Raw genomic sequence first — 11,977 nt, forward strand, 5'->3', positions numbered from 1 at the left:
ATCCAACACGCCTTCATGAAGCCTGTCCGTCTCCCCGCATCCGCTACCAATGCGCTTCCTCGCTGGGGATTGTTCGCCCTATGCCTGATATATATCCTGTCCGGGCTGTTCGGACGCGATCCGTGGAAGACGGATGACGCCGCGGGTTTCGGCGTCATGTGGACGATGGCAAACGGCGGACTGGAAGACTGGTTATGGCCGCATATCGTCGGGTTGCCGATGGCGGACGAAGGCCCGCTTGCCTACTGGATAGGCGCCCTGTGCATCAAGCTGTTCGGATGGTTGCTTGGCGATGCGCTGGCCGCCCGGATCGCCACTGCCGGATTTTTCCTGCTCGGCTCCCTGAGCGTCTGGTACGCCACCTACCAATTGGGTCGCCGCTCGGAAGCACAACCGCTCAGGCTTGCATTCGGAGGCCAGCCGGAACCGCGGGATTTCGGCCGCACGCTGGCCGACGGCGCACTACTGATTTACCTGGGCTGCCTCGGCCTGTTGCTGCATAGCCACTACACCAGCGCCAAGGCGCTGCATGTTTCCCTCATCGCGCTTGCAATCTACGCAACGGTGCGCCTGTTCGAGAAGGAATCTGTTCGTACTGCTGCCGGCCTCGGCGCGGTGCTGGGATTGCTGGTCCTGACGCGCGGGTGGGTTGCCCCCTTGGCATTGTGGCTCGCCATCGCCGTGCTGGCCGGCATACGCAGCAAGGCCCTGATGGCAAAGACCGCTATTGTCAGCCTGGCGACCGCAGTGGCAATCTCGGAAATCTGGCTGGCAACGAACTATTATGTCCGCCCATTCAACAGTTCGCCGTTTGATGCCTGGATGCTATGGAACCATCGCCAGATCAGCCTGCCTTCCATTGAAAGCATCCGGTATTTCACGAAAAACGTGATCTGGTTCGCATGGCCCGCATGGCCCTATGCGGGCTGGGCAGTGTATGCATGGCGGAAACAGTTTCGTGCGATTCATATTGCGGTGCCGCTGGCATTCGCCATGACATTCATTGTCCTGGCCCTGATCAACGGGCGTCCGGACGAAGGCATTTTGCTGCCCTTATTGCCGCCGCTGGCAATTCTGGCGGCATTCGGCTTGCCGACCATGAAACGCGGCGCAATTAATGCTGTCGACTGGTTCTCGGTGATGACACTGACGACCTGTGCTGCTTTCATCTGGCTCGGCTGGATCGCCAAGCAAACCGGGTGGCCGGCGAAGCTGGCAAAGAATGCCTTCAAACTGGCACCGGGCTTCAAGCCGGAGTTCAGTCTGGTGATGTTTCTGGTCGCGGTGTGCGTGACGATTGGCTGGATCCTGCTAGTGCACTGGCGCGTATCGCGCCGGCCGGCGGTGCTGTGGCGGGCGGTGGTGCTGTCGTCCGGCGGCGTGATTCTGTGCTGGGTGCTGCTGACGACCTTGTGGCTTCCCTGGGTGAATTACGGCAAGAGTTACTCTGGCGTGGCGCTTCAGATGGCGGAAGCGCTGCCGGAAGGCGGCGCATGCGTGGAAACGAATGTCGGACCGGCGCAGCGCGCTTCCTTCGCCTATTTCGGAAAAATTCCCTTTGCGGACTTTGATGACATCGATTGCGACTTGCTACTTCTCCAGGACGACAACCGCCGGCAGGACAATGCCAAGCGGCTTATCAGGGCCGACGAGCAATGGCGGCTCCTGTGGGAAGGCAGGCGCGCATCCGACCGGCATGAACGTTTCCGGCTTTATCAAAAGGTGAAGCGATAAGCGTCCGCATGGAGGAAAAGGCTCAACGCCCTACCACCCGTATCGCCATGCTGGCCTGGCCCATCCTGGTCGGCCAACTGGCGGTTATCGCCAACGGCGTCATCGATACCGCGATGACCTCGCGTTTTTCGGCGACCGATCTGGCGGCCCTGGCGATCGGCGCATCCATCTATGTCAGTGTGTTCGTCGGCCTGAACGGCGTGCTGCAGGCGCTCTCGCCGATCGTCGCCCAGATGTTCGGTGCGCAACGGCTTGCGGAAGTCGGCTACGAAGTAAAGCAAGGCGCGTGGCTGGCGTTGTTCCTGTCGGTTGTCGGATGCCTGGTACTGCTTTTTCCGCATCCACTGCTTTCGCTGGCGCAGGCATCACCGGAATTGACCGAAAAATCGGTGATGTACCTGCGCATCCTCGCGCTTGCCCTGCCAGCCACGCTGGGATTTCGCATCTACGGCGCCCTCAACACCGCCCTAGCGCGGCCGAAGATGCTGATGGCCATCCAGGTCGGCGCCTTGCTGCTGAAAATACCGCTGAACGCCCTCTTCATTTTCGGCTGGCTTGGCTTGCCGGCGTATGGCGGTCCCGGTTGCGCAATGGCGACCGCCATCACGTCCTGGCTGACGTTCCTGATCAGCTGGGGTCTCGTGCGGACCCTGCCCTTTTACAAGTCGTTCGGTATCTTCGGCACCGGCTTCTCCGCTCCGAACTGGAAAGCGCAACTGGCATTGCTCAAGCTCGGCATTCCGATGGGCATGAGCTACCTGATCGAGGTGACCGCATTCACCTTCATGGCGTTGTTCATCGCCCGGCTCGGCGATACCGCGGTTGCCGGGCACCAGATCACCGCCAACTTCGCCACCGTGCTCTATATGCTGCCGCTGTCGATCGCCAGCGCCACCAGCACCCTGGTTGCGCAATCGATAGGCGCGCGCCGTCTCGACACGGCGCGTCATATCGGCTTCGTCGGCATCCGCCTCGCCGCCGTGCTGTCGGTTACCATCGGCTGCGCGGTCTGGCTTGCGCGCGACCTTATCGTGCGCGCCTATACGCCGGATGAAGCCATCATCGCCGCCGCGCTGCCGCTGTTCGCCTACATTGCCATTTACCAGCTTTTTGATTCGGTGCAGGTCACGACCGCTTTCGTTTTGCGCGCCTACCGGGTGGCGGTAGTACCGACGATCATGTATGCGGTGGCGCTGTGGGGCATCGGCCTCGGCGGGGGTTACATCCTCGGCCTAGATCCGTTCGGCATCAGTCCGCGGGCACTGCAGGGGCCGGCCGGTTTCTGGATGGGCAACAGCGCCAGCCTTGCGCTGGTCGCCGCCGGCCTGTTCTGGTACTTGCGCAAAGTCCAGCGCGACGTCGAGCGCAGTGGCTAAAATCCCGGAGCAGTTCTGCAGCAAAGGAACCACTAAGAGGAAGCCTGAATGACGACACGCATCATTTGCCTTGGCAACACGACGCTGGATAAGGTCTGGCCTGTCTTCGACCTGCCGACCGGCGGCGGGAAAGTGCGCGCCAGCGATTATTTCGAAGTCGGCGGGGGGATGGGAGCCAATGCCGCGGTCGCGGTAGCGCGCCTGGGCGGTTCGGTTGCCTACTGGGGCCGGGCCGGTGACGATGCTGCGGGCGAAAGCATGAAAAACGAAATGCGTTCATATGGCGTGGACGTCAATCACTTTCGCCTGTTCCCCGGCGCCCGCTCCTCCACCTCGGCGGTGCTGGTGGCCAACGATGGAGAACGCGCAATCATCAACTTTCGCGGTACCGGCATTCCGGATCATCCCGCTTGGCTGCCACTGGAAGCGGTCGCCGGCGCCGATGCGGCGCTTGCCGACATCCGCTGGATCGAGGGCGCCTGCGCCCTGTTCGCCCGGGCACGCGGATGCGGCGTACCGACCGTGCTGGATGCGGAGACGGCCATGCCGGCCGCCTTCGCCGCGACGCTGCCGCTGGTCGACCATGCGGTGTTTTCGGAGCCCGGCTTGCGCTCGTTCGCCGGCAACCGTCCGCTCGACAATGACGATGACCGGATCGCTGCGTTGACGCAGGCGCGGATCCTTGGCTGCAAGGTGGCGGCGCTGACGCGCGGTGGCGAAGGCGTGATCTGGATCGACGACACCGGTGTCCACCGCCAGCCGGCATACATCGTCGACGTGGTCGATACGACCGGCGCCGGAGACGTTTTTCATGGCGCCTATACGCTGGCCCTCGGCGAGGGTGCTGAAGTGGCGGATGCCATGCGGTTCGCCAGTGCGGTGGCGGCGTTGAAATGCACCCGGCACGGCGGCCGCGCCGGCATACCGACGCGTACGGAAGTTGCCGCCTTCATCGCCCGCAATGGGCATAATCCGGCATCCGCGTAGGTTCCATGACGAAGGCATGAAGTTGCACTCAAGATAGGTTTCCTTGAGGAACATTTTCCCAAAATTCGGGTCTAGGTCATTTCCTGTCCTTGGAAAGAACCTGCCATGCTTGATCAGCAATATCACGAAGAACTCCGCGCACTGCGCAACCTCGAGCGGGCGGTTCGCGCCTGCTGCGTCGCCGCCGCATTGGTTCCTGGAAAACGCCAGACTGAAATACTGGCTGTCGCATTGAAAGAAGTAGTGAATGCGCGAAAGACCAGTATCAGGCGTTCAAAATTCGTGCCGTTCAAATAAACTGCAGTATGGCCGGATGCTGGCTATCGCCGAGGAACTCGGCACCTGTCCGGTATCACTAAGCGCAGTGACCCTGAAGGCATTCCATGGAACCGGACCGACCAAACACCGCCAACCGATATCGCCGCACCTTGCTGGCATTGTTCGGCGCCGGTCTTCTGCCCAACCGATTGCATGCACAGACGGGCGGCGGCACGCCCGCCTGCATCCTCACACCGCAGCAGATGGAGGGCCCCTACTTCATCGACCAGCGGCTGAACAGGTCCGATATACGTGCCGATCCCTCGCAAGGCCAGGCGAAGACCGGCGTGCCCCTCCAGCTCACTTTGCGCATATCGGCGGCGGGCGCCTCCGCTTGCACCCCGCTCGCCGGCGCAATGGTCGATGTATGGCATTGCGACGCCAGCGGCGAATACTCCGCCGTGGAGGAAAACAGGCGCCATCCTGAAGCACCCGGCTTTCTGCGCGGCTATCAAATTACCGACGCAAACGGCGAAGTCCGGTTCACGACCATCTATCCGGGCGCCTATCCCGGACGGACGGTGCATATTCATGTCAAGGTGCGCTCGCGTTCACCGTCCGGGCGTGCCAGCGAGTTTACCTCGCAGTTGTATTTCGACGATGCGGTTACCGACCGGGTGTATTTGCATAAAGCCTACGCCGACTCCCGCAAGGCCCGGCAAAGAAACAACCAGGATGGTTTGTTTCAGAGAGGCGGCCGGCAACTCATGCTTTCCCTAAGCGAACAGGGCGACGGATACCGCAGCAGTTTCAACTTCGGCATCCGTATCTAAATCACACCGCTTTACCTCCTCATACTCCCCGGCGATGCACGGCATGGAGCGGGGCTGGCACACCCATAAAAATAGTATTCAAACCACGCCCATTGGAAACGCCCCATGGGAAATGCTATGGCCGCGCACCCATAAATCAATCGATTTAATTAAATCAATCGTTTGATTTATGTAGTAAAATGCCCGCCATGACACGATCCTCCGACGACGGCTCCAACCTCCCGATGCCAAGCGCTGCATCGCCTACTGCCATAGCCGCCGATAACCGCAAGCAGCGCTCCGACGGCGCGGAAGCACGCGAGCGACTGCTGCATGCAGCACTGCGGCAGTTCGCTGAAAAAGGTTTTGCAAAAACATCCACCCGCGACATTGCACAGGCCGCCGATATCAATATCGCGTCGATCCGGTATTACTTCGGCGATAAAGCCGGCCTTTACCGCGCGGTATTCACTGAGCCGCTGGGCAGTGCCCGCGACGATATTGCCCTCTTCGATCAGCCGGCGTTCACGCTACGGCAGTCGCTCGAAAGTTTCTTCACGTCGTTCATCAGTCCGCTCAAGCAGGGCGACCTCGTGCAGTTATGCATGCGCCTGCATTTTCGTGAGCTGCTGGAACCGACCGGCCTCTGGGCCGAAGAGATTGACAACGGCATCAAGCCTTCGCATGCCGCCCTGGTGCGGGTGCTGTGCCGTCATCTCGGCGTCACAAAGGCGGACGACGATATGCATCGGCTGGCTTTTTCAATTGCCGGTCTGGCACTGCAAATGTTCGTCGCACGCGATGTCATCCAGGCCATCCGGCCAAGGCTGGTCGCGACGCCCGACGCGCTCGACCGATGGACGGCGCGGCTCGTGGATTACGCCGAAGCAATGGTGGCGAACGAAACGGCACGCCGCTCGGACACAAACGATCAACAACATTCCGGAATATAAGCGTATGAGACTCACTCGGTTTGCAGTGGCCGCGGGATTGCCGTTATGGTTGGCGGCCTGCGCTACGCAGATGCCATCATCGACCACCGTCGCTCCGCTGCCTGCGCGATGGAATGCGCCACTGCCTGCCAGCGTCGCCGCGATCCCGCATAACGGTGCCGTATCGGACCTTTCACAATGGTGGCGCACGCAAGGGGATCCGCTACTGGCGCAATTGATCGAGTCGGCACAGTCGGTCAGCCCGACGATTGCGTCCGCCAGATCCCGAATCGAGCAATCGCGCGCTACCCGCGTGTCAGCCGGCGCGGCGCTGCTGCCGGTCCTGAACGGCACGGGTAGCGTCAGCCGTACCAGCACGCAGCCGCCTTTGCCCATGGGTACGACAGTGCAGACGGCGCTTCAACCATCGTGGGAAATCGACCTGTTCGGCGCCAACCGGAATTCCCGCGATGCGGCACAGGCGCGGTTCGAAGGTGCGCAGGCGGGATGGCACGAAGCGCGGGTCGCCGTCGCGGCCGAGGTGGCCAACCAGTATTACAGCCTGAGGTCCTGCGAAAAGCTGCTGGCCATCGTCAACGCCGATGCCAAATCAAGGGCGGAAACGGCGCGCCTGACCCAGCTCAGCGCCGAGGCCGGCTTTCAGGCGCCCGCAACCGCGGCGCTGGCGCGCGCAAGCGCCGCAGAGGGTAACAGCCGGGCTATCCAGCAGCGCGCCCAATGCGATCTCGACATCAAGGCGCTGGTCGCGCTCAGCGGCATGCCGGAGCAGGAGCTGCGGCAGCAGGTCGCAGCAACGGCCGGCGAGTTGCCGCAAACCATGGCGATGTCGGTTGCCGCCTTGCCGGCGCATGCCGTTACGCAGCGGCCCGATGTTTTCAATGCCGCGCGTGAAATCGCAGCCGCCAGCGCGGAAGTCGGCAACGCGCAAGCGCAGCGTTTTCCGCAGTTGACGCTTTCAGGCTCGGTCGGCCTGGCCACCTTTCGCAGCGGCGGCGTCAGTACCGATCTGAATACCTGGTCGATCGGGCCGCTGGCATTGACCGTGCCGTTGTTCGATGGCGGCCGGCGGGCAGCGAATGTCGAAGCGGCACAGGCGCGCTACGACGAAGCGGCGACGAATTACCGGGCCGCCGTGCGGCAGGCAGTCAGGGAAGTCGAGGAAGCCCTGGTCACGCTGGACAGCACGGCTGCCCGCAGCCAGGATGCGGCGACCGCCGTGGAAGGGTATCGCACCTCCTTCACCTCGACCGAAAGCCGCTACGTCAACGGTTTCGCCAGCCTGGTCGAACTGGAAGAAGCACGCCGTACTCGTCTGGCGGCGGAAACTGCCTTGGTCAACCTTCAGCGCGAGCGTGTCGCGGCGTGGATTGCGCTTTACCGCGCCGCCGGCGGCGGCTGGACCGGCGGCGACATGGCCGCCGTATCAGTCCGGGCAAACTGAATTCGAATTGTTGAAAGCAAAAACATGAAAACACTGAAACGCAAGCCCGTCATCATCGCCCTGATCGTCATCGCCATTCTGTGCGCGATCGGCATCGCCATGTTTACGGGCAAGCCGGCCGCAAAAGAAGAAAAGCAGGTCGCCGCCCCGCGTCCTGCGCTGACAGTGACCACCGCCCGCCCCTCGCAGGCGAGCCTGCCGATCCGGCTGTCCGCCAATGGCAATATCGCCGCCTGGCAGGAAGCCATCATCGGCAGTGAGTCCAACGGCCTGCGCCTGGTGGAGGTGCGTGCCAGTATCGGCGATATGGTGAAGGCCGGCCAGGTGTTGGCCGTCTTTTCGAATGAGACTGTCCAGGCCGATGTTGCGCAGGCGAAGGCTGCGCTTCTGGAAGCCGAGGCCAATGCCGCCGACGCAGCGAACAATGCGGCACGCGCCCGCACACTGCAAACCACCGGTGCGCTCAGTACCCAGCAGATCAACCAATATCTCACGACCGAGCAAACCGCGAAGGCAAAAGTGGAAGCTGCCAAGGCAACGCTTGCCGCCCAGCAGTTGCGGCTGAAGCAGACGAAGCTGCTGGCGCCCGACGATGGCATCATTTCGTCGCGCACGGCGACCGTCGGCGCAGTGGTCGGCGCCGGCACGGAACTGTTTCGCATGGTGCGTCAAGGACGCCTGGAATGGCGGGCCGAAGTGACCGCCAGCGAACTCGGACGCCTGAAAACCGGCACCCTCGTCAAGGTGGTTGCCGCCAACGGCACCGAGCTCAATGGCAAGGTGCGCATGGTCGCGCCGACCGTCGATCCGCAGAACCGCTCCGCACTGGTCTATGTCGATCTGCCGAACGCATCCGACAAAGCCGCGCCGGCCAAGTCGGGAATGTTCGGCAAGGGGGAATTCGATCTCGGTGTATCGAACGCGCTGACCGTGCCGCAGCAGTCGGTCGTGATTCGCGACGGTTTCAGCTACGTTTTCCGGCTCAACGATGACAGCCGCGTCACGCAGGTAAAGGTGCAGACCGGCCGCCGCCTGGGTGACCGGGTGGAAATACTCGACGGCATCAGCCAGGATGCAACGCTGGTGGCCAGTGGCGCCGGCTTCCTGAATGAAGGCGATCTGGTGAAAGTCGTGCAGGGCAACGCACCGACCTTACCAGCAAGCGCATCCGGCACAGCGGTGACAACAGTCACCAAATAAGGGTCAGCATGAATTTCTCTTCACTCTCCATCAAGAATCCGATCCCGGCGATCATGCTGTTCGCATTGCTGACGCTGGCTGGGCTCTTGTCCTATCGCTCCAACGCCGTTCAGGATTTCCCGGACATCGAGCTGCCCATCGTGACAGTCAACGCCACGCTGTCCGGCGCCGCGCCGGCCCAGCTGGAAACCGAAGTTGCCCGCAAGATCGAGGATGCGGTCGCCACGCTGCAGGGCGTGAAGAACATCTACACCAAGGTGCTCGACGGCCAGGTAACGATCACCGTCGAATTCATCCTGGAAAAGCAGATTGCGGAAGCGGTCAATGACGTGCGCGACGCGGTGGCGCGGGTGCGTGCCGATCTCCCAAGCGATCTGCGTGATCCATCGGTGACCAAGGCATCGACTGCCGGCCGGGTGGTGCTGACATTCACCGCCGCTTCCAGCGGCGAAGGCGCCAAGCTGGACGACCAGGAACTGAGCTGGTTTGTCGATAACACGGCATCCAAGCGTTTGCTGGCGGTGCCTGGTGTCGGCGCTGTCAAGCGCATGGGCGGCGTCGACCGCGAGGTGCGGGTCGAACTCGATGCCGCGAAAATGGCGGCGCTCAATGTCGCCGCGGTCGACGTTTCCAGGCGCCTGCGCCTGGTACAACAGGAAGCGCCGGGTGGACGCGGCGACGTCAGCGGTGCGGAACAATCGGTACGTACCATCGCGACCGTCAAGACGGCCGCTGAACTAGCCGCGCTCGATATTCCTCTTGCGGATGGCCGCCATATCCGTCTCGACCAGGTGGCCACGGTAACCGACACGGTTGCCGAGCCGCGCGCCGTGGCCAGCCAGGACGGAAAGAAAGTCGTCGGCTTTGAGATATTTCGCACCAAGGGTGCGAGTGAATTGAAGGTTGCCGAAGGCGCACGCGCCGCGGTGGCGGAACTGCAGGCGGCGCATCCCAACATCACAATCAAGCAGGCGATCGACAATGCGGAGCCGGTCGCAGAAAACTTCGAAGGATCAATGGAACTGCTTTACGAGGGTGCCATCCTGGCAGTGCTGGTGGTGTGGTGGTTCCTGCGCGACTGGCGCGCAACCCTGGTTGCCGCCGCGGCGCTGCCCTTGTCAGTGATCCCGACCTTTCTCGGCCTTACCTATTTCGGCTATACGCTCAATACGGTGACCTTGCTGTCGCTGGCGCTGGTGGTCGGCGTGCTGGTCGACGATGCAATCGTTGAAATCGAAAACATCGCCCGCCACCTGCAGATGGGCAAGACCCCGATGCAGGCGGCCATGGAAGCGGCCGACGAGATCGGCATGGCGGTCATTGCGACGACCTTTGCATTGGTTGCGGTGTTTCTCCCGACCGCCTTCATGGGCGGCATACCGGGGCTGTTCTTCAAGCAGTTCGGCTGGACTGCGGTGATCGCCATCCTTGCGTCTCTGGTCGTCGCACGACTGCTGACGCCGATGATGGCCGCCTACCTGCTCAAACCGGCGAAGCACGTCGAGCATAAGGACGGCTGGATCATGCAGCGCTATCTCGCCACGATGAAATGGTGTCTGCGGCATCGTTTAATTACCGCCATTGGCTCCGGCCTGTTTTTCTTCGGCTCGATTGCATTGGTACCGCTGCTTCCGACAGGCTTCGTTCCTACGGCTGACCGCGGACAAACGCAGATCAACATCGAACTGCCGCCCGGCAGCACACTGGCGGAAACACAAGCCGTCGCCGAACGAACCCGCGCGGCGGCGATGCAGGTCAAGGGCATCACCAGCATCTTCAGCTCCGTCGGCGGGGGTTCCAGCGGCGATGCGTTCGCACCCGGCGCGGCAGCGGAAGCGCGACGCGCGGTATTGACCCTGACGACAGCGCATCGCAACGACCGTGATGAATCGCTGCAGGAACTCGAAACCCATATCCGGCGCAACCTGGCCGACATTCCAGGCGCCCGCTTTACCGTCGGCCCGCCGGATACCGGCGTGAAAATGCAATTGGTGCTGCGCAGCGAAGATCCGGTGGCATTGTCCCAAACCGCCCAAAAAGTCGAACGCGAGCTGCGGACACTGCAGGGCATCGGCAATGTCAGTTCAAGCGCGTCCCTGGTGCGCCCGGAAATTATTGTGCGCCCCGACTTCGCGCGCGCTGCCGACCTTGGCGTTACAGCCGCAAGCATCGGTGAAACGGTTCGCGTGGCAACGGCCGGTGATTATGAAACCAATCTGCCGAAGATGAACCTCTCCGAACGACAGGTGCCGATTCGCGTGAAGCTGCCTGATACGGTACGCGCGGACCTTGCCGAAATCGAACGTCTTACATTGCCGGGACGAAACGGTCCGGTCATGCTGGGCAACGTCGCTGATATCAGCATGGAGAGCGGACCGGCGCAGATCGACCGGCTGAATCGCAGCCGCAATGTGACGCTGGATGTGGAACTCGGCGGACGTTCGCTTGGCGAAGTCAATGCGGAAGCACGTGCGCTGCCGTCGCTGCAAAACCTGCCGCCGACAGTCAAGATCGCCGAACTCGGCGACGCACAGGAGATGCAGGCGCTCTTTGCGAGCTTCGGTATTGCGATGCTGATCGGCGTGCTGTGTATCTATGGCGTGCTGGTGTTGTTGTTCAAGGATTTCATGCAACCGGCAACCATTCTGGCCGCGCTGCCTCTGTCGATCGGCGGTGCATTCGTCGCGCTGCTGCTGACCGGCAAGGCACTGTCGATGCCGTCGATGATCGGATTGATCATGCTGATGGGAATCGTCACCAAGAACTCTATTCTGCTTGTCGACTACGCAATTCTCGCGCGGCAGGCCGGCATGAACCGCTTTGATGCCTTGGTGGACGCCTGTCACAAGCGTAGCCGCCCGATCATCATGACGACCATCGCGATGGGTGCCGGCATGATGCCTCTTGCCTTGGGCTTGGGCGCGGATCCAAGCTTCCGCTCGCCGATGGCGATCACCGTGATCGGCGGGCTGATCACGTCGACGCTTCTGAGTTTGCTGGTCGTACCGGCGGTGTTTACCTACGTTGACGACCTGGAGCATTTCTTCAAGCGCCTGTTCGGGAGAAGAAAAGCAAAACAAGAGTCGCAAGGTGTTCCTGTGACTGAAGGTGCGTGATTCGGTCAGGATTGCGCATCCTTCAGCACTGGCAGAGCTTTAATTGCCGTTTCGGGATAATACGGGGTGAGAACGGGCGGATAATGTCAGTCCCGCTTGT

Annotated in this window: 9 protein-coding genes; all 9 read left to right on the forward strand. The window is 61.9% G+C overall.

Annotated features, from left to right (window positions below; translation table 11 throughout):
• Positions 1-15: 15 nt before the first annotated feature.
• The 9 genes from VGU61_RS21635 (at position 16) to VGU61_RS21675 (ending at position 11,877) form a co-directional block, all read left to right on the forward strand.
• Entirely contained in the window at positions 16-1,734 is a 1,719-nt protein-coding gene (locus tag VGU61_RS21635; RefSeq protein ID WP_326861386.1) for a glycosyltransferase, read from the forward strand.
• A gap of 8 nt (positions 1,735-1,742) precedes the next feature.
• Entirely contained in the window at positions 1,743-3,110 is a 1,368-nt protein-coding gene (locus VGU61_RS21640; protein WP_326861387.1) for an MATE family efflux transporter, read from the forward strand.
• A 48-nt stretch (positions 3,111-3,158) separates the two neighbouring features.
• Positions 3,159-4,097 (forward strand): sugar kinase, encoded by a 939-nt coding sequence (locus VGU61_RS21645; RefSeq protein ID WP_326861388.1) that lies wholly within the window; start codon positions 3,159-3,161, stop codon positions 4,095-4,097.
• Between the two features lie 105 nt (positions 4,098-4,202).
• Positions 4,203-4,394 (forward strand): hypothetical protein, encoded by a 192-nt coding sequence (locus VGU61_RS21650; RefSeq protein ID WP_326861389.1) that lies wholly within the window; start codon positions 4,203-4,205, stop codon positions 4,392-4,394.
• An 86-nt stretch (positions 4,395-4,480) separates the two neighbouring features.
• Positions 4,481-5,188: an intradiol ring-cleavage dioxygenase gene (locus VGU61_RS21655; protein WP_326861390.1), complete on the forward strand. Its 708-nt coding sequence runs from the start codon at positions 4,481-4,483 to the stop codon at positions 5,186-5,188.
• Positions 5,189-5,376: 188 nt separating this feature from the next.
• The gene (locus tag VGU61_RS21660; RefSeq protein ID WP_414691682.1) at positions 5,377-6,120 is read left to right on the forward strand and encodes a CerR family C-terminal domain-containing protein; all 744 of its coding nucleotides are present in this window, start codon (positions 5,377-5,379) and stop codon (positions 6,118-6,120) included.
• Between the two features lie 4 nt (positions 6,121-6,124).
• On the forward strand, positions 6,125-7,561 hold the full coding sequence (locus VGU61_RS21665; RefSeq protein ID WP_326861391.1) for an efflux transporter outer membrane subunit: 1,437 nt from the start codon (positions 6,125-6,127) through the stop codon (positions 7,559-7,561).
• A 24-nt stretch (positions 7,562-7,585) separates the two neighbouring features.
• Positions 7,586-8,761, forward strand: coding sequence for an efflux RND transporter periplasmic adaptor subunit (locus VGU61_RS21670; RefSeq protein WP_326861392.1), 1,176 nt, complete (start codon positions 7,586-7,588; stop codon positions 8,759-8,761).
• Between the two features lie 8 nt (positions 8,762-8,769).
• Entirely contained in the window at positions 8,770-11,877 is a 3,108-nt protein-coding gene (locus VGU61_RS21675) for an efflux RND transporter permease subunit (protein WP_326861393.1), read from the forward strand.
• The last annotated feature ends 100 nt before the right edge of the window (positions 11,878-11,977 follow it).

The sequence above is a fragment of the Noviherbaspirillum sp. genome (assembly GCF_035944575.1).
Taxonomy (GTDB): Bacteria; Pseudomonadota; Gammaproteobacteria; order Burkholderiales; family Burkholderiaceae_D; genus Noviherbaspirillum.